This is a genomic window from Micromonospora sp. NPDC048835 (genome assembly GCF_040649995.1).
Lineage (GTDB): Bacteria > Actinomycetota > Actinomycetes > Mycobacteriales > Micromonosporaceae > Micromonospora.
Map to the genome: position 1 here is coordinate 44198 of NZ_JBEZGM010000018.1, position 25581 is coordinate 69778.

Annotated in this window: 8 protein-coding genes; all 8 read left to right on the forward strand. The window is 73.8% G+C overall.

The window, feature by feature from the left end; translation table 11 throughout:
• Positions 1–6: 6 nt before the first annotated feature.
• Entirely contained in the window at positions 7–3519 is a 3513-nt protein-coding gene (locus tag AB0C15_RS21615; RefSeq protein WP_357354564.1) for an AMP-binding protein, read from the forward strand.
• Entirely contained in the window at positions 3516–6593 is a 3078-nt protein-coding gene (locus AB0C15_RS21620) for a thioesterase domain-containing protein (protein ID WP_357354566.1), read from the forward strand. Before AB0C15_RS21615 ends, AB0C15_RS21620 begins: the two co-directional genes overlap by 4 nt.
• A gap of 79 nt (positions 6594–6672) precedes the next feature.
• Entirely contained in the window at positions 6673–10194 is a 3522-nt protein-coding gene (locus tag AB0C15_RS21625; protein WP_357354568.1) for an amino acid adenylation domain-containing protein, read from the forward strand.
• Positions 10195–10208: 14 nt separating this feature from the next.
• Positions 10209–15665: an SDR family NAD(P)-dependent oxidoreductase gene (locus tag AB0C15_RS21630; RefSeq protein WP_357354570.1), complete on the forward strand. Its 5457-nt coding sequence runs from the start codon at positions 10209–10211 to the stop codon at positions 15663–15665.
• 22 nt (positions 15666–15687) lie between these two features.
• Positions 15688–16641 (forward strand): TauD/TfdA family dioxygenase, encoded by a 954-nt coding sequence (locus AB0C15_RS21635; RefSeq protein WP_357354572.1) that lies wholly within the window; start codon positions 15688–15690, stop codon positions 16639–16641.
• On the forward strand, positions 16641–16829 hold the full coding sequence (locus tag AB0C15_RS21640) for an MbtH family NRPS accessory protein (protein WP_357354574.1): 189 nt from the start codon (positions 16641–16643) through the stop codon (positions 16827–16829). Before AB0C15_RS21635 ends, AB0C15_RS21640 begins: the two co-directional genes overlap by 1 nt.
• Positions 16830–16943: 114 nt before the next feature.
• A complete protein-coding gene (locus AB0C15_RS21645) occupies positions 16944–20060 on the forward strand; it encodes an amino acid adenylation domain-containing protein (protein WP_357354576.1) in 3117 nt (1038 codons plus the stop codon).
• Positions 20057–25552: an amino acid adenylation domain-containing protein gene (locus AB0C15_RS21650; protein WP_357354578.1), complete on the forward strand. Its 5496-nt coding sequence runs from the start codon at positions 20057–20059 to the stop codon at positions 25550–25552. Before AB0C15_RS21645 ends, AB0C15_RS21650 begins: the two co-directional genes overlap by 4 nt.
• Positions 25553–25581 lie beyond the last annotated feature (29 nt).

The window sequence follows — 25581 nt, forward strand, 5'->3', positions numbered from 1 at the left end:
CCTGAGATGGAAAATTCGACGCTGATCCATCGCTTCGGCGATACCACTACCGCCCGGCCCCATCATCCCGCCGTGCTCGGTGACAGCGGCCCGCTCGACTACGCCGGCCTGGCCGGCCTGGCCGCCGGCCACGCCGAGCTGCTCGCCGGGGCCGGCGTCCGACCCGGCGACCGGGTTGGACTGTTGACCTCACACGGTGCCGGCACCATCGCCGCGATGCTGGGCACCCTCGCCGCGGGCGCCGCCTACGTGCCGCTCGATCCGGGCTTCCCGAAGCAGCGACTGCGCCAGCTCGTCGACGGCGCCGACGTCACCGTGCTGCTCAGCGGGGGCGAGCACACCGAGCTGGCCCGCCGGCTCGCTACCGACCGGCCCGGCACGCGGGTGGTCCCCGCCGTCGACGTGCGGCCGGCGCCGCTGCGGCCGGTGTCGGTGGACCCGGACGCCCTCGCGTACGTGCTGTTCACCTCCGGCTCCACCGGCCGGCCCAAGGCGGTCGGGCAGACCCACCGCAACCTGCTGCACGTGGTGGACAACCAGATCGCCACCCTCGACGTGCGTCCGGACGACCGGCTCAGCCTGCTCGCCTCGTTCAGCTTCGACGCGGCCATCCCCGACCTCTACCCGGCGTTGCTCACCGGTGCCGCCGTCGTCCCGGTCGACCTGCGCCGCCACGGGCTGGCGTACGCCGTCGAGCAACTGGCCCGGCACGGCGTCACCGTCTACCACTCCACCCCGACGGTCTTCCGGTACCTGCTGGACACTCCCGGCGTCGACCGGCTCGACCGGGTCCGGGTGGTGCTGCTCGGTGGCGAACAGGCCAGCTACGCCGACGCCGCCCGCGCCCAGGGTCACTTCGCCCCGGGGTGCGTGCTCGTCAACGGTTACGGTGCCACCGAGATGACCTTCGCGGCCCGGTCCGCGTTGCCGCTGGCCGACGTCGACAGTACGGCCACCGGGCCGCTGCCCATCGGCACCGCCCTGCCCGGGTACGCGCTGCGGCTTACACCGGACGGCGAGATCGTGGTGCGCGGGCGGCACCTCGCCCCCGGTTACCTCGACCAGGTCAGCGACCGGTTCGGGCTGGACCCCGACGGGGTGCCGACGTACCGCACCGGCGATCTCGGCGAGCTGCTGCCCACCGGCGAGCTGCGCTGCCTCGGCCGCCTCGACCGGCAGGTCAAGGTGCGCGGGTACCGGGTCGAGCTGACCGAGGTCGAGTCGGTGCTCGCCGCCGAGCCGGGCGTCGCCGAGGTGCGAGCCATCGCCCGCGACGGGGAGCTGCTGGCGTACGTCCGGTCGACCGGGACACCTGTGGACCCGGTCGCGCTGCGGGCCGCCCTGGCCCGGCAACTACCCGAGTACGCACTGCCCCGCGCCGTCGTGCCGGTCGCCGAGTTTCCGCTGACCGTCAGCGGCAAGATCGACGAACGGGCGCTGCCGGCGCCGGCCCGGGCCGTGCTGGCCGAGGATCGACCGGCCAACCCGACCGAGCGGATCGTGCACGACATCTGGTGCACCGTGCTCGGCCGGGACGCTGTCGGCCGCACCGACAGCTTCTTCGACGTCGGCGGGCAGTCCCTGCTGCTCGGTCAGGTACAGCAGCGGCTGACCGAACGGTTCGGGGTCCGGCTGCCGCTGCTGCGGCTCTTCGACCATCCGACGGTCGCCGCCCAGGCCCGACTTGTCGACCCGCCGCCGTCCGCCGACCTGCCGGCCCCGCCCGCCGCGACCGCCTCGGCGTCCACCGCGTCGCCGTCCACCGGCGGTGCGTACTCCTCGTCGGTCGGCGTCCGCGAGTACACCGGCGAGGAGATCGCCGTGGTCGGTCTCGCCGGCCGGTTCCCGGGAGCGGCGGACGTGGCCACCTTCTGGTGGAACCTGTGCGCCGGCGTGGACGCCATCCACGACCACAGCGACGAGGAGTTGGCGGCGTTGGGCGTCGGCCCCGGGCTGCGCGCCGACCCCCGGCACGTGAAGGCCACCGGGCGGCTCGACGGCATCGCCGACTTCGACGCGGAGTTCTTCTCCTTCGGCGACCAGGAGGCCGCCCGTACCGACCCGCAGCACCGGCTGTTCCTGGAGACCGCGTGGGAGGCGCTTGAGGACGCCGGCCACGACCCGACCCGGTTCCCCGGCCTCGTCGGCGTGTACGGCGCCACCTCCGTCAACCGTTACTTCCTCTTCCACCTGATGGACAACCCGGCCGTGACCGGTGACGTCGATCCGGACGACTGGGAGGCCCGCCTGATCGGCCGGCAGCTCACCGACCACCTGCCCGGCCAGGTGGCGTACCGGCTGGGGTTGACCGGGCCGGCGGTGGCCGTGCAGAGCGCCTGCTCCAGCTCCCTGGTCGCGGTCTGCCTGGCCGCGCAGAGCCTGGCCGACTACCAGTGTGACATCGCTCTGGCCGGTGGCGTGAGCGTCACCTGGCCCCGGCACCGGCACACCCCCGGTGGCCTGGCCTCACCGGACGGGCGCTGCCGGGCCTTCGACGAGGCCGCCCAGGGCGCCGGCTTCGGCTCCGGCGTCGGGGTGGTGGCGCTGCGTCGGCTCGCCGACGCGCAGGCCGACGGGGACCGCGTCCTCGCGATCCTGCCCGGCTGGGCGGTCACCAACGACGGTGCCGACCGGGCCGGCTACGCCGTTCCCGGGCCGGCCGGGCAGGCCGCCGCGGTGGCCGGCGCGCTCGCCGCCGCCGAGGTCGCCCCGGGCGAGGTCCGTTTCATCGAGGCACACGGCAGTGGTACGCCGCTCGGGGACGCCATCGAGGTGGCCGCGCTGCACGAGGTGTACGAGGGCGCCGCCCCCGCCGAGACCTGCGCGCTCGGCTCGGTGAAGACCGCCATCGGTCACCTCGACGCCGCGGCCGGCATCGCCGGGCTGATCAAGGCGGTGCTGGCCGTACAGCACGGGGTCATCCCGCCGAACCTGCACTTCACCCGTCCGCACCCGGAGATCGATCTGGCCGCCGGTCCGTTCTACGTACCGACGAAGGCGCGGGACTGGCCCGAAATGCCGCGCCGGGTGGCCGGGGTCAGCTCGTTCGGGCTGGGCGGCACCAACGCGCACGTCGTGGTGGAGCAACCACCCGCGGTCGAGCCGGTCGACACCGGGTCGGCCAGCGCACACCTGCTGCCGGTGTCGGCGCGTACCCCTGCGGCTCTGCGGGCGGCCCTGACCCGGCTGCGGCGGCACCTGGCGGGCACCGCGCCCACGCTGGCCGAGGTCGCCGCGACGCTGGCGCTGGGCCGACGGGAGTTCGGCTGCCGGGCCGCGGTGGTCGCCACCACCCCGGCCGCCGCGGTCGCCGCGCTCGACGCGTTACTGGCCACGGACACCCGGGTGGTCGGTCCGGCCGGCCCACTGCGCGACCTGGCCGCCGGTTGGGTGACCGGCCGGCCCCTGGACTGGACGGCCCTGCACCCGGCCGACGGCGTCCGACGAACCTCGCTGCCCACCTACCCCTTTCAGCGGCAGCGGTACTGGATCGAACCTCCTCAGAAAGGTGTTCGGTGAACTGGTTCCTCTCCGCCGGCAGCCGCGATCCGGCACCGGTGCAATTGTTCTGCCTGCCCTATGCCGGCGCCGGAGCCGGCGCGTTCCGCAACTTTCCGGGCCGATTCGGTTCGGACGTCGAGGTGCTGCCGGTGCAGCTCCCCGGCCGGGAAAACCGGATCAGCGAGGACCCGCGATTCCGGGTGGTCGACGTGGCGAGCGCCATCGCCGGGCGGGCCACCGGGCCCTACGCCATCTACGGCCACTCGATGGGCGGCCGGCTCGGCTTCGAGGTGGTCCGCGAGCTGCGCCGCGCCGGGCGTCCACTGCCGCTGCGGCTCTACGTCGGCGGCGCCCGCGCACCGCACGTCAGCGCACCCACCATCTTCGACGGGCTGTCCCAGGTGGACGACGACGAGCTGCTGCGCCGGCTGCGGACCGGCGGCGGCCTGCCCGCCGGTGTGCTGGAGCATCCCGAGCTGGTCGATCTGCTGCTGCCGCTGCTGCGCGCCGACTTCGAGCGGGTGGACACCTACCGGTACCGGCCCGAGGAGCCGCTGCCGGTGCCGATCATCGCGTTCAGCGGCCGGCGCGACCAGGCGGTGACCCGGGAGCAGAGCGCGGCCTGGCGGGAGCACACCGCCGCCGGCTTCACCCTGCACGAGCTGCACGGCGGGCACTTCTTCCTGCACGAGGCGTTGCCCGAGCTGGCCGACGCGATCCGCGCCGACCTGACCGCGGCGCTCAGCGCCGAACCGCCGGCCACCGCGCCGAGGGCGGCCGCCGCCGCGTACCGGGTCCCGCTTGGCGACACCGGCTGGTCGGTGTGGCGCGACGCCATCCTGCGCAGCACCGGCTTTCCGGCCGACGGGCTGACCCGGCTGTCCGCGCCGCACGCCGCCGCGGCGGCCGACGAGCTGCTGACCACCGGCACCGGCGCCGACGTCTTCGACAAGGAGTTCGCCGAGGCGCTGTCCACCGCCACCCGGCGGATCACCGAGCTGGCCGCCGACCCGCTACTACGCGAGGCGGTCACCTGGCAGAACCGGGGGGTGCTGCCCACCCTGGACGGGCTGGTCCGTGGTGGCCCCGACGCTCCCCGCAACACCCGTAGGCGCGAGCGCGAACGGGCCGTCGTCAGGTACTGGCAGCGCTACTGCGGCAAGAACGAGACCGTCGGCTTCTTCGGCCCGAGCTGCTGGGTCACCCTCGACCCGGAGCTGCCGGTCGCCGCCGAGGTCCGGCCGGGCGCGGCGCTGACCCGTGACCGCCGGGTGTGGTTCGAGTCCTGGGCGCTGACCGTGTACGCGCAGCGGATCGCCGAGGACCTGGCCGTCCGCCGCTGGTGGGCACCCCAGCTCGCCCCGCACCTGAGCCTCGCCGGCCGGGAGGTGCGCCGGCCGGGTCGACCCCCGGTGCCCCTGTCGCCGGTCGAGGCGGCACTGCTCGGTGCCGCCGACGGCCACCGCCCCGCCCACGAGCTGGTCACCGACCCGGCCGTCGGTCTGCGCCGGCCGGAGGACGGGTACGCGCTGCTCGACCGGCTGGTGCAGCGGGACCTGGCCACCTGGGACGCCGCGCTGCCGGTGAGTCCGGCCGCCGAGGAGGTGCTGCGGCAGCGGATCGCGCAGGTCGGCGACGCCCCCGCGCGGGCCGTCGCCCAGGCCGGCTTCGATCGGCTCTGCGCCGCCCGGGACGCGGTAGCCGGCGCGGCCGGCGATCCGGACCGGCTGCACGCCGCGCTGAACGCGCTCGACGAGACGTTCACCGACCTGACCGGGCAGCCGGCGCAGCGTCGGGCCGGGCAGATGTACGCCGGTCGGACGCTCTGCTACGAGGACACCAGCCGTGACCTGGACGTGGTGTTCGGCGCACCGCTGCTGGACGGGATCGCCGCCCCGCTCGCCGTGCTGCTGCGGGCCGCCCGCTGGCTGGCCGGCGCCCTGGAGGAGGCGTACGCGGTGGTGTTCCGGGAGCTGTACGACGAGCTGCGCGCCGAGGCCGGCGACGCCCCGGTGGCCCTGTCCGACCTGTGGTTCCTGGTCCAGGGCATGTTCTGGGGCAGCGGGCCGCGCCCGGTCGACGCGGTGGCGGGCGACTTCGCGGCCCGCTGGGCGGGGCTGTTCGGGCTGGCCGACCTGCCGCCGGGCAGCACCGACGTGCGACTGGACGTGGCGGACCTGGCCGCCCGGGTCGACGAGGTCTTCCCCGTTCTGCGGCCATACTGGTCGAACTCCCGGCTGCACAGCCCTGACCTGCAGATCTGCGCGGCCGACGCCGACGCGCTGGCCCGCGGCGACTACACCGTGGTGCTCGGCGAGCTGCACGCCGCCTGGCCGTCGTTCGACTGTGCGGTGTTCACGGCCGCACACCCGGACGTGGAGCGGCTGCGCGACGCGCTGGCGGCCGACCTCGGCCCGAACCGGATCCGGCTGCTCTATCCCACCGACTGGCCGCGCCGCACCAGCCGGATCGCCGAGGCGCTGATCGGCCCCACCGACCGGCAGGTGGCCTTCGCGTCCGCGCCCAACGCCGACCCGGACCGGGTGCTGCCCACGGTGGCGCTGACCGTGCGGGACGAGGACGGCCGACTGACGGTCGTGGCCCCCGACGGGCAGCGCTGGCCCCTGACCGAGGTCTGCGCCGGGCTGCTCAGCCTGCACGCCGTGGACGGGTTCAAGCTGGTCGCGGCCGCACCGTACACCCCGAGGATCACGCTGGACCGGCTCGTGGTGGCCCGGCAGACCTGGCGGACCACCGTCGGCGCGTGCGACTTCCGCGCGGCGGAGGGTGAGCGGGCCCGCTTCCTGGCCGTACGGGACTGGCGACGCCGGCTGGGCCTGCCCGAGCAGGTGTACGTCAAGCTCGGCAGCGAGACCAAACCCTGCTTCGTCGACCTGAGCAGCCCCGTCTTCGCCGACATGTTCTGCGTGCTGGTCCGGGCGGCCCGGCGGGACGGCGGCGACGACACCACGGTGGTGGTCAGCGAGATGCTGCCCACCGAACAGGACGCCTGGGTGCCCGACGGGGCCGGTCGGCGCTACTTCAGTGAACTGCGACTGCACGTTGTGGATGCCGGGGCGACAGCTCGGTGACCGACGCGCAGGGTCGTGGCTACGTCAGTGAGCCGCGCCGGCAGATGACCGATCCGAACAGCTGTCCCGGGGGGAACGGGTGACCGACCTACTGTCCAGCAACGCCGTACGGGGCGAGACCCTGCCCTGGCCGGACGCGACGATCGCCGAGCTGGTGGTCGCGCAGGCCGCCCGTACGCCGGACGCGACGGCGGTGCGCCAGTGGGACAGCCGGCTCAGTTATGCCGAGCTGCTGTCCCAGGCGGCCGGGGTGGCTGCCGCGCTGCGCGCCCGCGGCGTCGGCCGGCAGAGTCGGGTGGGAGTGTGCGGCAGCCGCCGGCCGGAGCTGGTGGCGACCGTGCTGGGGGTGTTGCTGGCCGGCGGTTGCTACGTGCCGCTGGAACCGGGCGGCCCGCGTCGGCGGCTTCGCGGGATCGCCGCCGACGCGGGCGTTTCCCTGGTGGTCGGCGACGCCGCCGAGACCGAGTTCGGTGACGCCCCCGGCGTCGAGGCGGTCGGGTTGCCCGGCCCGGCCCCACTCGCGCCCTGCCCGGCCCGGCCCGGCGACCCGGCGTACGTGCTGTTCACCTCGGGCTCCACGGGTCGGCCCAAGGGTGTGCTCACCAGCCACCGCAACGTGGTGGAGTTCGTGACGGGCGTGGCCGCGTCGAGCGGTGCCGACGCCGGCGTACGCAGCCTCGGCCTGGCGTCGCTCGGGTTCGACGCGGCCACCATCGACCTGTTCGTGCCGCTGCTGCTCGGTGGGACGGTGCAGCTCCTCGGCGCAGCGGATCGCGCCGACCCGGTCCGGCTGGCCCGGTTCATCATCGAGCACGAGGTCAACTGGGGTTTCGTCACACCCACCGTGCTGGCCATGGTGGACCCGGCCGAGCTGACCGGCTGGCGTACGGTGCTCTGCGGCGGCGAGGCGGTACCGGCCGCGCTGGCCGCCCGCTGGGCGCCCGGCCGCCGCTTTCTCAACGCGTACGGTCCCACCGAGACGACGGTGCTGGCAGTCTGCGGCCCGTTGAGCGCCACCGAGGTCGACCCGGTACCGATCGGCCGGCCGATGCCCAACCACCGGGCGTACGTGGTGGACGCCGTGCTGGACCTGGTGCCGCCGGGCGAGAGCGGTGAGCTGCTGATCGGCGGGCCCGGGCTGGCCGACGGCTACCTGGGCCGGCCGGCGCTGACCGCTGAGCGGTTCGTTCCGGACCCGTTCTCCGGGCTGCCCGGCGAGCGGTTGTACCGCACCGGCGACCTGGTGCGCCAGGACCCGGACGGGCGGATCGTCTACCTGGGCCGGGCCGACCGGCAGGTGAAGATCCGTGGGCAGCGCATCGAGCTGGGCGAGGTCGAGGCGGTGCTTGCCGACCTGCCCGGGGTGACCGGGGTGGCCGTCGAGGCGGTGCCCGGTCCGGCCGGCACCGAGCTGGTCGCGTTCCTCACTCCGGCGGATGCCCCCGACGACGCGCGGCTGCGCGCGTACGCCGGCAGTCGGTTGACCACGGCGATGCTGCCGGCCCGGGTGCTGCGCAGCGCGGCCCTGCCGATCAGCCCGATCAGCGGCAAGCTGGACCGCCTCGCGCTGCGCGCGCTGGCCGCGGCCCGCACCGCCTCATCCGCCGACACCGTCGCTCCGGAGGTGCCCGGTGGTCCCCTCGCGGCGGCCGTGGCCGGCATCTGGACCCGGCTGCTCGGCGCGGCTCCCGGGCCGGCGACCGACTTCCTCGCCGCCGGTGGCAACTCCATCGCGGCGATGCGCCTGGTCGCCGCGCTGCGCGCCGAGCTGGGCCGGCAGCTCGACACCCGTGAGGTGTTCACCGAGCGCACCTTCGGCCGGCTCGCCGAGCGGGTGGCCGCCGCACCCGTCGGTGACGACCGGTTGCGCACCGGCAACCCGCCCACCCTCTCCCCACCGCAACGCCGGCTCTGGTTCGTCGACCAGCTCGCGCCGTCCAGTGCGCCGTACAACATCGCGGTGGCGCACCGGCTGCGCGGCCCGCTGGACATCGCGGCCCTCGGCGCGGCACTGCGGGCCGTCGCCGAGCGGCACGACGTGCTGCGCTGGCGCATCCCGCAGTCCGCCGGGGTGCCCTACGCGGTCTGCACCGAGCCGACCGACGTGGCGGTGCCGGTGGTCGACCTGACCGGCAGCGCCGAGCCGGAGGCGGAGCTGGCCCAGATGCTCGCGGCCGGTGCCGCGCATCCGTTCGACCTGGCCACCGGGCCACCCTGGCAGGTGACCGTCTACCGGCTCGACCCGGCCGAGCACGTGCTGGCCGTCACCTGGCACCACGCCGTCTTCGACGGCTGGTCGGAGCGGATCTGCTACGACGACCTCGCCGCCGGGTACGACCAGGCGGTGGCCGGCACGGCGCCCACCCTGCCGGCGCTGCCGGCCCGGTACGCCGACTACGCGGTGTGGCGTGCCGAACGCGACCGGCTGCGGGGCGGGCCCGACCTGGCCTGGTGGACGGGGCACCTGGACGGCGTGCCGACCGTGCTGGACCTGCCCCGGGACCGGCCGCGGCCGGCGGTGCAGACGTACGCCGGGGCGGAGGCGGCGGTCCGGCTGCCCGCCGACACCGACCGCGCGGTCCGCGAGCTGGCCGAGCGTCGCGGCACCACGGTCGCCGCGGTGCTGCTGGCGGCCTTCGGTGAGTTGATCGCGCGGCTCACCGGTGGCGACGACCACGTGCTCGGGGCGATCGTCGCCGACCGACGGTTGGCCGCCTTCGACGACGTCATCGGCTTCTTCATCGACACGGTGCCGGTGCGGGTCCGCACCGGCGGGGTGAGCTTCACCGAGCTGGTCGACCGGTGTGCCGGGGAGTTGCACGAGGTCACCGCCCACCCGGGGGCCCCACTGGAACGCATCGTCGAGGCGCTCGGCGTCGGCCGGGACACCGCCCGCGCACCGCTGGTGCAGGTGCTGTTCAACGTGCTCAACTTCGCGCCGCCCGCGCTGACGTTGACCGGGTTGGCCACCGAGCCGGTGTCGGTGCCCAAGCCGGGCTCGCCGTTCGACATCACCGTCTACGTGGTGCAGCACGGCGGTCGTACCGGCGTCGAGGTGGTCTACAACCCGGACCTGTTCGACGCCGGGCGCGTCGACGACCTGCTCGCCGACCTGGCCGAGCTGGTGGGCGCGCTGGCCGCGGCGGCCAACACGCCGGCCCGCGAGGTCGCCACCGCGCTGCCCCGACCCACCGTGCGGGTGCCGCAGCTCGGCGCGATGACGGTCGCCGGCGGCGATCCGGTCGGCCCCCCACCCGCGCTGACGCCTGTCGGCCCGGACGGGCGCACCGAAACCGAGGAGCTGATCGCCGGAATCTGGCGGGAGGTGCTGGAGCACGACCGGGTCGGGGTGACCGACAACTTCTTCGACATCGGCGGGCACTCGCTGGCGCTCGCCGCTGTGCACGCCCGGCTGACCGCCGCGACCGGCCGGTCCATCCGCATGCTCGACCTGTTCCGCCACCCCACCGTCCGCGCGCTCGCCGCCAGCCTCGACGGTGCCGGCGACCGGCCGGAGCTGGCCCGAGCCGCCATGCGGGCCGCCGCACGCCGCGGCCGTACCCGTCGTAACCCACCTCGCCGCCCCGGCGGCTCCGCGTGACGAGGGACAGTCTGATGAGCAACCCGACCGCAGCCGACAAGTCCGACCACCTCACCGAGTCACCTGATCACGGCATCGAACCGATCGCGATCGTCGGCCTGGCCGCGCGCCTGCCCGGCGCCGCGGACGTCCACGAGTTCTGGCGCAACCTGGTCGACGGCGTGGAGTCCACCACCGAGCTGACCCGGGAGGAGCAGCTCGCCCGGGGCGCGACACCCGCGGAGGTCGACGACCCGGGCTGGGTCAACCGCGCCCCGCTTGTCGACGGCTACGACGAGTTCGACGCCACGCTGTTCGGGATGACCGCCCGGGAGGCGGAGCTGACCGACCCGCAGCACCGCCTGTTCCTGGAGTCCTGCCACACCGCGCTTGAGGACGCCGGCTACGACCCGGGCCGTTACGACGGCGCGATCGGCGTGTACGCGGGCACCGGCGGCAACACCTACCTGCACCGCCACGTGCTGCGTAACCAGCGGGTCGGCGGCAACCCACACAGCACGGTCTCGATCGCCACCGGCAACTCGCCGAACTACGTGGCCACAAACGTGTCGTACCGGCTGGACCTGCGCGGGCCGAGCCTGACCGTGCACACCGCCTGCTCCACCTCGCTTGTCGCGTTCCACCTGGCCTGCGAGTCGCTGCGCAACGGTGAGTGCGACATGGCGCTGGCCGGCGGTGTCAACATCGAGCTGCCGCACGTCGGCTACCTCGGCATGGAGGGCTTCACCTCGCCCGATGGCCGGTGCCGCCCGTTCGACGCCGCCGCCAACGGCACCGTGTGGGGCAGTGGCGTCGGGGTGACGCTGCTCAAGCGGCTCTCCGACGCGATCGCCGACGGGGACCACATCCGTGCCGTAGTCCGCGGCAACGCCATCAACAACGACGGCGCCGCCAAGGTGGGCTTCACGGCGCCCAGCGTCGACGGGCAGGTGGCCGCGATCGCCCAGGCCGTCGACATGGCCGACATCGACCCGCGCACCATCAGCTACGTCGAGGCGCACGGCACCGGCACCGCGATGGGCGACCCGATCGAGGTCGCCGCGCTCTCCGCCGTCTACGGCCGGGACACCGACGAGCGGGGCTGGTGCGGCATCGGGTCGGTGAAGTCCAACATCGGCCACCTCAGCCAACCCTCGGGCATCGTCAGCGTGATCAAGACGGTGCTCGCCATGGAGCACGGGCTGATCCCACCGACGATCAACTACGAGACGCCGAACCCGGCGGTCGAGTTCGCCGACACCCCGTTCTACGTGGCGAGCACCCTCACCAAATGGGACACCGACGGCGGGCCGCGCCGGGCCGGGGTCAGCTCGTTCGGCATCGGCGGCACCAACGCGCACGTCGTGCTCGAGGAGGCGCCGGCGGCGGACCGCACCGACCGCCGGGTGCGCCCGGCGCATCTACTCCAGGTCAGCGCGGCCACCCCGGGCGCCCTGGACGCCGCGGTGCAGCGCCTCGCCGCCCACCTGGACGGTGCCGCGGACGCCGGGCCCGCGTACCTCGCCGACGTCGCGCACACCCTGCGCGTCGGCCGCCGCCCGCACCCGCACCGCCGCGCGGTGGTCGCGTCGGATCTTCCCGGCACCGTCGCGGCCCTGCGCGCCCCGAAGCGCGCAGCGCAACCGTCGACCGGGCGTCCAGCCCCGAAGGTCGCTCTCCTGTTCTCCGGTCAGGGTTCCCAGTACGCCGGGATGGGCGCACAGCTCCACGCCGAGCAGCCCCGCTTCGCTGCGGTCGTCGACGAGTGCGCCGAACTGCTCCTTCCCGAGCTGGGCATCGACCTGCGTGACCTGATCCTCGGCCGGGATCCGATGGCGGGGGAGAAGCTCACCGAGACCCGCTACGCCCAGCCGGCGCTGTTCACCGTCGAGTACGCCCTGGCCGCGCTCTGGCAGGCCACCGGCGTACGCCCGGCCGCGATGATCGGCCACTCGATCGGTGAGTACGTCGCGGCCACCGTTGCCGGGGTGCTGAGCCTGCCGGACGCGCTGCGGGTGGTCGCCGCCCGGGGACGGCTGATGCAGTCGCTGCCCACCGGGTCGATGCTCGCCGTCTCGCTTGACGAGTCGGCGGTCGCCGACGTGCTGCCCGAGGGGCTCTCGGTGGCCACGGTCAACGGGCCGGGGACCTGCGTGGTGGCCGGCGAGACCGCCGCCGTCGAGGCGTTCGCGGCGGCGCTGACGGCGAAGTCCAAGATGCTGCGCACCTCGCACGCGTTCCACTCGCCGATGATGGAGCCGGTCCTCGCCGAGTTCACCGCGCTGATGGGCACGGTGTCGCTGCGCCCGCCGACCGTGCCGTTCCTCTCCAACGTGACCGGCACCTGGATCACCGACGAGCAGGCCACCGACCCGGCGTACTGGGCGGCGCACCTGCGCCAGCCGGTCCGCTTCGGCGACTGTGTGGCCACCCTGCTGGCGGCGGGCACCTGGCAGTTGGTCGAGTGCGGTCCCGGCCGGCAACTGGCCAGCCTGGCCCGGATGCAGGTCGCCAGGGCAGCGCCGGAGCAGCGGCCGCTCATCCCGCTGGGCAGCCTGCCCGCCGCCGGGGAGACCACCGGCGACCTGGCCGCTCTGCTCGGCACCGCCGGCGCGCTCTGGTGCGCCGGGCTGCCCGTACGGTTCGACGTGGACCCGGCGGCGCGGCGGGCGCCGCTGCCCAGCTACCCGTTCGAGCGCCGCCGCTACTGGATCGACCCGGACCCGGAGCAGCAGGTCGCCGCCGCCGCGGTGCAGGCCGGGCCGCGACCGCTGCCCGAGTGGTTCGCGGTGCCGGTCTGGCGGCAGGCCGCCCCGCTGCCGCCGACCGGGGCGCTGGGCCGCTGCCTGGTGCTGACCGCGGGCCCGCGCGGCGACGCCCTGGTCGCCGGCCTGCGGGCCGCCGGTGCCGACCCGATTCCGGTACGCCCCGGCGACGCCTTCACCGCCGACGGCGGCTACCGGCTGCGCCCCGGGGTGCGCTCGGATCACGAGGCGCTGGTCGCCGCGCTCACCGCCGACGGTGGACTGCCGACCCGGCTGGTGCACGCCTTCACGCTTGACGGTGCGCCGACCGGCACCGACATCGCGGCCACCTGGGCGGCCCAGGAGCTGGGCTTCTTCAGCGCCCTGCACCTGGTGCAGGCGCTGGCCGGCGCCGGCCTGACCGGCGAGGACGGCGACGTCGTCCTGGATCTGGTCACCGCCGGCACCGGCGATGTGCGCGGCGACGACCTGCGCCGCCCGGAGCACGCCACCCTCGCCGGGCTGGCCCGGGTGCTCCCGGCCGAACTACCCGGGTTGGCCGTCCGGCTGGTCGACGCGGACCCGGCCGACGACGACGTCACCGCGCTGGTCGCCGAACTGCGCCGTCCTCGGGAAGCTGAGGTCGCCCTACGTGGGGGCCGGCGTTGGGTGGCCGACGTCGAGCAGGTGACGCTCGACGCCGAGGGGGAGTCGGGCGCGCTGCGCGACGGCGGCCGGTACCTGATCACCGGTGGGCTCGGCGGCATCGGCATCACCCTGGCCGAGGACTTCGCCACCCGCGCCCGCGCCAAGCTGGTGCTGCTGGCCCGCTCCGGGCTTCCGGAGCGGGAGCGGTGGGACGACCACCTCGCCGTGCACGGCGACGACCGGGCCGGTCGGGCCATCGCGGCGATCCGCCGGATGGAAGCCGCCGGCGCCGAGGTACTGGTACTCGCCGCCGACGTCACCGACCCCGCCGACCTACGCCGGGTCCGCGACGCCGCGCACAACGCGTACGGCGGCATCGACGGCATCGTGCACGCGGCCGGTCTGCCCGGCGGTGGAATGATCGAGGTCAAGGAGCGGGCCGAAGCCGAGCGGGTGCTCGCTCCCAAGCTCGCCGGCACGCTCGCCCTGGCCCAGGTCTTCGGTGACCTGCCGCTGGACTTCGTGGTGCTCTGTTCGTCCATCACCGCAGTGGTCGGCGGGTTGGGGCAGGTCGACTACTGCGCCGCGAACGCGTTCCTGGACGCGCACGCCCGCTCGGGTGCCGGCTGGCGCGCTCCGGTGCTGTCGCAGAACTGGGGCGGCTGGGCCGAGGTGGGCATGGCGGTGGAGACCGCCGCGCCGGCCGGGTTCCGTGCCGCCGGCCGCGACACGGTGACCAGCACCGTCGACCACCCGGTACTCACCACGAAGGTCAGCGGGCCGACGGAGACCGTGCTGCACGGCCTGGTCTCCGCCAGCACCCACTGGCTGCTCGACGAGCACCGGATCGCCGGCGTACCGGTCGTACCGGGCACCGCCCACCTGGAGTCGGTGCGGGCCGCGGTGGCCGCCGCGATGCCCGCGCCCGACGGGGACGCGGCAGTGGAGCTGCGCGACGTGGTCTTCCTGGAGCCGTTCGCGGTGCCCGACGGCACCATCGCCCAGTACCGGGTGGAGCTGACGCCGGCCGACGACGGCGGCACCGACTTCGCCGTCCGGAGCCTGGCCAACGGTGTCCTGCGCACCCACGTACGGGGTGGAGCCGGCTGGACCGACGAGCCCACCCCGCCGGCCCACCGCGTCGAACCTGCCGGTCGGCGGGTGGACGACGACGCGTCCTTCGGCCGGGGCCGCACCAGCATGCTCACCTTCGGGCCGCGCTGGGCAGCCTTGACCGAGCACCATCTGGCCGACGCCACCGAGCTGGCGGTGATCGAGGCCCCTGCCGCCGCGCTCGGTGACCTGCCCGCCTGGGGCCTGCACCCCGCGCTGCTGGACGTGGCGACCGCGTTCGGCCGGGGCCAGGGCAGCGGCACCTACCTGCCGCTGTCCTACGGCCGGATCGTGGTGCGCGGGCCGCTGCCGGCCCGGTTCACCAGCGAGCTGCGACACCGGCCCGGTCACACCGACGAGGTGGTCGCCGCCGACCTGTCACTGCGCGACCCGGACGGCCGGGAACTGGTCGCGATCAGCGACTTCGTGCTGCGCCGGGTCGACCAGGGGGCGGTCACCGGTGGGCTGACCGAGACGTCCACTGTCGAGGCCCCGTCGTCGGCCTCGACCGAGGACATCCGGCCGGTGGACGGTGCGGAGGCGTTCCGCCGCTGCCTCACCGCCGGTCTCGGCGCCCAGGTCGTCATCGCCACCCGGACGGTGGCCGACATCAGGCATCGGGCCGGTCGGGTCACCGCCGACGACACGCTCACCGGCTCGACCCGGTCCGGCCCCGGGGACGGCGGCGCCACACCGGGCACCGAGCTGGAAAAGGTCATCGCCCGGGTGTGGGAGGACGGGCTCGGGGTGGCCGAGGTCGGCGTCGACGACGACTTCTTCGCCCTGGGCGGCAATTCCCTGGTCGCGGTGCAGCTCATCGCGGCGATGCGCAAGGCGACCGGCGTGCGGCTGCCGATGCGCAGCCTCTTCGAGACCCCCACGGTGGCCGGGCTCGCCGCCCGGATCGAGGAGCTGCGTGCCGCCAACACCGACGAACCGGCCGCCCCGGCGTCGACCTCCGCCATCCCGCGACTGCCCCGCGCGTAACGAGAACCAGGAGTAGAGAGCAATGAGCGACACGATCGCCACGCTGCCCGTGGTCGTCGAAGCCGACGGCCGGGCCCTGACCGAGCTGATCACCGATCGCCGCGCCGAGCTGCGGGCCACCCTGGCCGACCAGGGTGGGCTGCTGTTCCGCGGCTTCGACGTGGGCGGGGTGGACGGCTTCGACCAGGTGGTCCGGGCATTGTCCGGGGAACCACTGACCTACACCGAGCGGTCCTCGCCACGGCACGCCATCAAGGGCCGGGTGTACACCTCGACCGACTACCCACCGGACGAGGAGATCTTTCTGCACAACGAGAACTCGTACCAGGCGCGGTGGCCGTTGACCCTGTTCTTCTACTGCATCACCGCGCCGCAGACGCTTGGCGCCACCCCGTTGGCCGACATCCGTCAGGTCTACCGGGAGATCGACCCGGCGGTACGCGAGGAGTTCGTACGCCGGCGCTGGATGCTGATCCGGAACTTCCACGACGATTTCGGCGCCACCTGGCAGCACGTGTTCGGCACCGACGATCGTGCCGAGGTGCAGGCGTACGCGGCGGCCAACCGGATCACGCTGGAGTGGGTGGGCCGGGACGGGCTGCGTACCCGTGCGGTGCGCGACGCCGTGCACCTCCGCCCCGGCTCGGACGTTCCCCGCTGGTTCAACCACGCCACCTTCTTCCACGTGAGCAGCCTGGCGAAGGACCTCCAGGAGGGCCTGCTGGACATGTTCGGCGCCGACGGGCTGCCGTCGAACACCTACTACGGCGACGGTGGCGAGATCCCCGCCGACGTCCTGGACCACCTGCGGGCCGCCTACCGGGCGGCGAGCGTCCGCTTCGACTACCACCGCGACGACGTGCTGGTGGTCGACAACATGACCGCCGCGCACGGTCGGGAACCGTTCACCGGCCCCCGCCGGATCGCCGTCGCGATGGCCGAACCGCACACCCCTGACATCAACGGAGAGCAGTGATGGCCGAGCCCCGATTCCTGGTCGTGCGCAACGACGAGGAGCAGTACTCGATCTGGTCGGCCGAGCGGGACCTCCCGGCGGGATGGCACGACACCGGCTTCGCCGGCAGCCGCGAGGAGTGCCTGGCGCACATCGACACCGTCTGGACCGACATGCGCCCCCGCTCGGTACGCGAGGGTGCCCTGTGAGCGCGAGGAGTGCAGCGCAGCGGAGCCCCGCAGTCGCGAACGGAAGGCGGCAACGGTGAGCGCGAGGAGTGCAGCGCAGCGGAGCCCCGCAGTCGCGAACGGAAGGCGGCAACGATGAGCAAGGAGTGGACCTTCCCGGCGTCCTTCGCGCAGGAGCGGGTGTGGACGGCCAACCAGCTCGACCCCGGGTCGCCGGTCTACAACGTCTCCGCACCGTGGCGGTTCCCGGTCGGCGTCACCGCCGCACAGGCCACCGAGGTGTTCGGCCAGGTGGTCGCCCGGCACGAGTCGCTCCGTACGCACCTGCGGATCGTCGACGGCGCGCTGGTGCAGGTGGTCCGGGCCGTCGAGCCGGTGGATCTGCCGGAGTTGGACCTGACCGGTCTGCCCGCCGACGAGCAGCAGACCCGCTACGACGAGACCCTCGCCGAGCTGGCGCGTAGTCCGATCCCGTTGGACACTCCGCCGCCGTGGCGGGCCCGGTTGGTCCGGTTCGCCGCCGACCGGGTCGGGTTGCAGTTCGTGGTGCACCACGCGGTCTTCGACAGCCACTCGGCGGTGCTGTTCGACGCCGAGCTGACCGCGTTCAGCCGGGCCGCGCTGACCGGCGTACCCGCCGACGTGCCCGAGCTGCCCATCCAGTACGCCGACTTCGCCGTCTGGCAGCGCGACCAGCTCACCGACACCGAGGTGGAGCGGCAGCTCGCCTTCTGGCGCGCTCACCTGGCCGGTGCGCCGGCGGTGACCGGCCTGCCGCTTGACCGGCCGCGCCCGGCCCAGCTCGGCTTCGCCGGTGACGAGGTGCGCTTCGACCTCCCCGACGGGCTGCTGGACCAGGTCGGGCGGCTCGCCGCCGGCACGTCGACCACCCCGTACATGGTGTTGCTGGCCGCCTTCGCGGCGCTGCTCTCCCGGATCTCCGGTGACCCCGAGGTGGTGGTGGGCGTCTCCACCGCCGGCCGGGACACCGCCGAGCTGACGCCGCTGATCGGCATGTTCGTCAACCCGGTGGCGCTGCGGTGCGACCTCACCGGCGACCCCAGCGTCACGGAGGTGCTCGGCCGGGTCCGGACCGGCCTGGTGGACGCGATGGAGCACGGGCAGACCCCGTTCCAGCGGATCGTCGAGGCGGTCGCCCCGCAGCGCGACCCGTCGGTGCAGCCGGTGTTCCAGACCGCGCTGAACCTGATCCCGGACTCGGGCCTGGACCCGGTGCCGCTGGGCACCACCAAGGACGACCTGGCCTTCGACATCACCGGCGGCACCAGCCGGCTGGTCTTCCGCACCGACCTGTTCGACCGGGCCACCGCGGAGGCGGTCGTCGCCCGCTACCTGCGGCTGCTCACCGCTGCCGTGACCGACCCGGGGACGCGGCTGTCGGCGCTGCCGCTGCTCGACGACGCCGAACGTGACCTGCTGCGCGCCTGGACCGACACCTGGCACACGGTCGCCCCGACCACAGTGGTGGCCGAGGTGGAGCGGCAGGTCGTCGCCACCCCCGCCGCGATCGCGCTGGTCTGCGACGGGGAGGAGCTGAGCTACGCCGAGCTGAACGCTCGGGCCAACCAACTGGCCCGGCTGCTGGTCGAGCGTGGTGCCGGCCCGGAGACCCGGGTCGCGCTGCTGCTGCCCCGTTCGGTGGAGTTGCTGGTGGCCATCCTCGCGGTGCTGAAGGCCGGTGCCGCGTACCTGCCGGTGGACACCGGCTATCCGGCGAACCGGATCAGCTACCTGCTGACCGACGCCGAGCCGACGCTCGTGCTGGCCACCTCGGAGACCGCCGCGCTGGCCCCCGCCGACGCACTGGTGCTGACCGACACGACCGCCGCCGACCTGGACTGCGCCGACCTCACCGACGACGACCGTCGTACGCCGTTGCGTGCGGAGCACCCGGCGTACCTGCTCTACACCTCCGGCTCGACCGGGCGGCCCAAGGGTGTGCTGGTCGAGCACCGCGCGGTCACCGCGTACCTGGCCTGGGCCCGGGACACGTACCCGGGGCTGGCCGGTGTCGCGCTGCTGCACTCGCCGGTCTCGTTCGACCTGACCGTGACCGGGCTGCTCGGCCCTCTCACCGCCGGGGGCACGGTCCGGCTCGCCGGCATCGATACCCCGGCGGCGCGGGCCGGTGGTCCGCCGACCTTCCTGAAGGTCACCCCCAGCCACCTGCCGCTGCTCGACGACGCCCTGTCGCCGACCACCGATCTGGTGATCGGCGGGGAGGCGCTGACCGGCGAACAACTGGCTGGCTGGCGGGCCACCCACCCTCGGGTGGCGGTGATCAACGAGTACGGCCCGACCGAGGCGACCGTCGGCTGTGTCGCGGCCCGGATCGCTCCCGAGCAGCCGGTCTCCGCCGGGCCGGTGCCGATCGGCCGGTCCACCTGGGGCACCCGGGTCCACCTGCTCGACGCCGCGCTGAACCCGGTGCCGCCGGGTGTGGTCGGTGAGCTGTTCATCGCCGGGGCGCAACTGGCCCGGGGCTACCTGGGCCGGCCGGCGCTGACGGCCGAGCGCTTCCTGCCCTGCCCGTACGGGCCTCCGGGGGAGCGGATGTACCGCACCGGGGACCTCGCCCGCTGGCGGGCCGACGGGGCACTGGAATACCTGGGCCGCCGGGACAACCAGGTCAAGATCCGGGGGATGCGGATCGAGCTGGGCGAGATCGAGTCGGTGCTGCGCGCCCGCGCGGACGTGGCCGAGGCCGCGGTGGTGGTCTGCGCCGACAACGGCGAGCCGACCCTGGTCGGCTACCTGGTCGGCCGGGTCGACGAGGCGACGCTCGCCGCGGACCTGGCCCGGGAGCTGCCCGCGCACCTGGTGCCGAGCGCGTTCGTCTGGTTGGACGCGCTGCCGCTGACGCCGAACGGCAAGCTGGACACCGCCGCGCTGCCGGCACCGACCGCCGCCACCGCCGACGGCTTCCTCGCCCCGCGTACCGACGCCGAGGTGCTTGTCGCCGAGGTCTACGCCGAGATCCTGCAACTGGAGAAGGTCGGCGCGCTCGACGACTTCTTCGCCCTCGGCGGCAACTCACTGCGCGGCATGCGGGCGATGGCCCGGATCCGCGCCGAGGTGGACGTGGAGCTGCCGATGCGGGCGCTGTTCAGCAGCCCGGTGGTGGCCGACCTGGCTGCCCAGATCGAGCAGCGGATCGCGGCCGAGCTCGACGGACTCTCCGAAGCCGAGGTCGCCGCGCTGCTCGCGGCGGAGAAGGACACCCCCTCATGACCGACGTCAAGGACTCGGCCCGCGACGCCGCCCGGCAGGCGCTGATCGCCAAGCGGTTGCGCCGCCGGTCAGGCAGCCCGCCCGCCGCGCGGATCACTGCCCGCCCGCCGGACGCCGAGGTGCCGCTGTCGTACGCCCAGGAGCGGGTCTGGTTCATGGACCAGCTCGCTCCCGGCGAGGCGGCGTACCACATCGCGGTGCCCTTGCGGGTCCGTGGCCCGCTGGACGTCGCGGCGCTGCGCCGCGCGCTGGCTGACCTGACCCGTCGGCACGAGTCGCTGCGCACCCGGTTCCCGGCCGACTCGGACGGCCGGCCCACCGTGGTGCTCGACGAGGTCGTCGAGGTGCCGCTGACCGTGGTGGACGCCGCCGACGACACCGCCGCCCAGGCACGTGTCGACGAGGCGGCCGTCGAGCCGTTCGACCTGGCCAACGGGCCGCTGCTGCGGGCTCTGCTGATCCGGCTGGCACCGACCGAGCACGTGCTCTTCCTCGGTCAGCACCACATCGTCGGTGACGGCTGGTCCGTGGACGTGCTGCTGCGTGACCTGATCGCCCGCTACCGCGACCGGGAGCTGCCCGCCCTGCCGGTGCAGTACGGAGACTTCGCGGTCTGGGAGGCACGGGAGCTGGCCGGGCCGGGCGCGCTGCGGCACGTGGACTGGTGGAAGGAGCGCCTCGCCGGGATCACCCCGCTGGAGCTGCCGCTGGACCTGCCGCGGCCGGCCACCCAGACGTACCGGGGTGACTTCGTCGAGTTCACCCTGGACGCCGCCGCCACCGAGGGGCTGGCCGCGCTGACCCGTGCCTACGGCGGCACGATGTTCATGACGCTGCTCGCCGCGTACCAGGTGTTCCTGGCCCGGCACACCGGGCAGGACGACTTCGCGGTGGGCGCGTCGGTGGCCGGCCGGTCCGCTCCGGAGCTGGAGAACCTGGTCGGCATGTTCATCAACATGCTGCCGATGCGTGCCGAGCTGGCCGGCGACCCGACCTTCACCGAGCTGCTGGATCGGACCCGCCGCGCGGTGCTGGACGGGCTGGAGCACGGCGAGGTGCCGTTCGCCCGGGTCGTGCACGAGCTGGGTCTGCCGCGTGACGTCAGCCGCTCACCGGTGTTCCAGGCGATGTTCGTGCTGCAGAACTACGAGATGGGCCGGTTCGAAGGGGTGGCCGAGGACGCCGACGTCGGCTTCGAGTGGCATCCGATGGAGCTGCGCGCCACCCGCTTCGACTTCGAGCTGCACGCCGTCGAGACCGGCAACGGGCTCTGGGGCAAGCTGGTCTTCAACACCGACCTGTTCACCCGGGCCACCATCGAGCGGATGGCGCACCGGCTCACCACGCTGCTGCGCGCCGTGGTCGCCACCCCGGATCTGCCGGTCTCCGCGCTCGATCTGCTGGCACCCGCCGAGCGGGACCTGTTGGCCGGGTGGAACGACACTTCCCACGATTTTCCCCGGCAGCAGACGCTGCACGCCCCGATCGAGGAGCGGGCCGCTCGTACTCCGGACGCGGCGGCGCTGCGGTTCGCCGGCCGTTCGGTCACGTACGCCGAACTGAACGCGGCGGCGAACCGGGTGGCGCACCGGCTGCGCGCCTGCGGGGTGGGCCCGGAGACTCTGGTCGGTGTCTGCGCGGAACGCTCGGTGGAGCTGGTCGCGGGCCTGCTCGGCGTGCTCAAGGCCGGCGGCGCGTACCTGCCGTTGGACCCGGAGTATCCGGCGGACCGGCTGGCTTTCATGGTCACCGATGCCGCCGCGCCGGTGGTGCTGGTGCAGGCACACCTGCGCGACGTGCTGCCGACGACCGACGCCACCGTGCTCGCGCTGGACGACGAGGCGCTCTGGGCCGACCAGCCGACGAGCGACCCGACGCCGACGGCCGGCCCGGCGCACCTCGCGTACGTCATCTACACCTCCGGCTCGACCGGCCGGCCCAAGGGTGTGCCGAACACCCACCGGGGCATCGTCAACCGACTGGACTGGATGCAGCGCACCTACCGGCTCGGCGCCGACGACGCGGTGTTGCAGAAGACCCCGGCCAGCTTCGACGTGTCGGTGTGGGAGTTCTTCTGGCCGCTGCGCGAGGGCGCCCGGCTGGTGCTGGCCGAGCCGGGCGGTCACAAGGACGCCGGCTACCTGCGCGACCTGCTGGTGTCCGAGGCGGTCACCACCGCCCACTTCGTCCCGTCCATGCTCACCGTCTTCCTGGCCGAGGACGGCGTCGAGGCGGCCACGGCGCTGCGCCGGGTGATCTGCAGCGGGGAGGAGTTGCCGCTCGCCGCCGCCCGGGACTTCACCGCCCGGCTGCCCGGCTGTGGCCTGCACAACCTGTACGGCCCGACCGAGGCGGCGATCGACGTCAGCTCCTGGGCGTGTGACCCGGTGCTGCTGGCCGAGGTGGCCAGCGTGCCGATCGGTGCGCCCATCAGCAACGTGCGGCTGCACGTGCTGGACGCCCGGGGCAACCCGTGCCCGGTGGGAGTCGCGGGTGAGCTGCACATCGGGGGGGTGGGGCTGGCCCGCGGCTATCACCGTCGGGCGGCGCTGACCGCGGAGCGGTTCGTGCCCGACCCGTTCTCCGGCGAGCCGGGTGCCCGGCTGTACCGTACCGGCGACCTGGCCCGCTGGCAGGTCGTCCCCGGTGACCGGCCCGGCGGTGTGCTCGAGTTCCTCGGCCGGATCGATCACCAGGTCAAGCTGCGCGGCCTGCGCATCGAACTGGGCGAGATCGAGAGCGCGCTGCGCGCCCAGCCCGGGGTGACCGACGCGGTGGTGGTGGTCCGCGAGGACACCCCCGGCGACAAGCGGCTCACCGGGTACCTGGTCGGCGCGGCCGAGCCCGACGCGGTCAAGGTGGCGCTCAAGGAGACCCTTCCGGAGTACATGGTGCCGGCGGCGTTCGTCACCCTGGACGCCCTGCCGCTGACCCCGAACGGCAAGCTGGACCGCACGGCGCTGCCCGCGCCGGTCGTCACCCGCGCCGCCTCGGTGGCGCTCGTGGAGCCGCGCGACGACACCGAACGGCTGCTCGCCGGGATCTGGTCCGAGGTGCTCGGCGTGGCCACCCTCGGCATCGACGACGACTTCTTCGACCTGGGTGGGCACTCGATGCTCGCGACCCAGGTGGTGGCCCGCATCCGCAAGACCGAGCATGGTGGGCGGCCGGTCGGCGTGATGGACCTGTTCCAGCGGCGGACCATCCGCGACCTGGCCACGTTCATGTCCGGTGGCGGTGGCGACGGGCCCCGTCGGCTGCTCTACGAGCTGACCAGGCCGATCCCGTCGGCCCAACAAGTGATCACGTACGTGTGCGTGCCGTACGGCGGCGGCAGCGCAATCGTCTACCAGCCCCTCGCGGACGCGCTGCCGGCCGGGCACGCGCTCTGGTCGCTGGCCATCCCCGGGCACGACGTGGGGCTCACCGAGGACGCGCTGCCCTTCGACGAGCTGACCACCCGGGTCGCCGAGGAGATCATCGAGCGCGTCGAGGGCCCGCTCGCCCTGTACGGGCACTGCGGCGTGGGCAGCGCGATCGTCGCCGAGGTGGCCCGCAAGGTGGAGGCCGCCGGGCGGGAACTGACCGCGCTCTACATCGGTGCGATGTTCCCGTTCGCCCGGCCCAAGGGCCTGTTCGCGGCGGTGCGCACCAAGCTGGAGAAGCTGCGCAGCAACAAGCACTACGCGAGCTGGCTCAAGTCGATGGGTGTGGACACCGACGAGCTGGAGCCGGAGCAGGCGGACCGGATCATCAGCAACATGCGGGCCGACTCGCGGGCCTCCGAGGAATACTTCACCGCCCTGCTCGACCAGGGCGCGGTGAAGCTGCGCGCCCCGATCATCTCGGTGGTCGGCTCGGAGGACCCGGTCACCGACTACCACGTCGAGCGGTACGCCGAGTGGCAGTTCCTCACTGACCGCCTCGGGCTGGTGGTGCTCGACCAGGCCGGGCACTTCTTCCTCAAGTACCGCGCGCAGGAACTGGCCGAGATCGTCACCCAGGTGCACCCGGCGCTGATCGCCGGCGACGTCGGCGAGCTGACCCCGCAGGCACGGGGTGAGGACGCGGGCTGGGCGGTGGCCGGCACCCGCGGCGTGGACGCCGTCGTCGTCCCGGACAAGCCGGTGGTCCGGCCCAGCATGGCCCGCTTCGTGTCGGTCACCGTCGGGCAGCTCGTCTCCACCACCGGTTCGGCGCTGACCGCGTTCGCCCTGCCGATCTGGCTGTTCACCCGCACCGGCTCGGTGACCGACCTGGGTCTGCTCTGGGCGTTGGCGCTGATCTGCGGCGTGCTGGTGCTGCCCGTCGCCGGGGCGATCACCGACCGGATCAGCCGCCGCACGATCATGATGATCGCCAGTTGCAGTGCCGGCTCGGTCCAGCTCGTGCTGGCCGCGCTGCTCTGGACCGACAACCTGGCGCTCTGGCACATCTACGGCCTGGTGGCGCTCAGTCAGGTGGCCGGCTCGTTCCAACGGATCGCGTTCCAGTCGGCGGTCCCGCAGTTGGTGCCCAAGCGCTACCTGGGCCACGCGATGGGCATCGCCCAGCTCTCCAACGGGTTCGCCATGCTGCTGATGCCGGTCTTCGCAGCCGGCCTGCTGGCCGCGATCGACCTCAAGGGCATCCTGCTGCTCGACGTGGCCAGCTACGTGATCGCGGTGGTGACCCTGTCCGTGGTCCGCTTCCCCGACCTGCTCGGATGGCGACCCCGGGAGCGACTGCTGGTGGCGATCGCCAACGGTCTGCGCTACTCGTGGCGGCACCGGGGCTTCCGGCTGATGCTGGGCTACTTCGCGCTGGGCAACATCTTCCTGGCGCCCGCGCTGGTCCTCACCACCCCGTTGGTGCTCTCCTTCGGCACCGCGACGCAGGTGGCCCAGGTGGCCCTGGCCGAGGCTCTCGGCGCGGTCGCCGGCGGCGTACTCATGTCACTCTGGGGTGGTCCCCGCAACCGACGCATGATCGGCGTGTTGATCGGCAACCTCGGCACGGCGGTCGGCTGCGTTTTGGTCGGCCTGGACGCGTCCGTGGCGATGATCTGCGTCGGCGCGTTCTGGCTGGCCATGTCGATGACCACGGCACAGTCCATCTACGCCACGATCGTCCAGGTCAAGGTGCCGCAGCGCTATCACGGCCGGGTGTTCAGCCTCAACCAGACCATCTCCTGGTCGACGCTGCCCATCGGGTTCGCGCTGATCGCTCCGGCGGCCACCCGCCTGTTCGAGCCGCTGCTCGCCCCGGACGGGGCTCTGGCCGGGTCGGTGGGCGCGGTGATCGGCACCGGTCCGGGACGGGGCATCGGCTTCGCGTACGTCTGCTTCGGCGCGGCGCTGATCCTGATCACCCTGGGCGGGTTCGCGATCCGGCTGCTGCGCCGCTTCGACATTGAGGTCGCGGATTCGCTGCCCGACGACCTGATCGGTGCGCAGGAGCGGGAGCGTCGGCTGGCGGCCCGGACCGCGCAGCGCGCGGAGGCACAGACATGATCATGCCGACGCTGAACCGCACGGCGCCC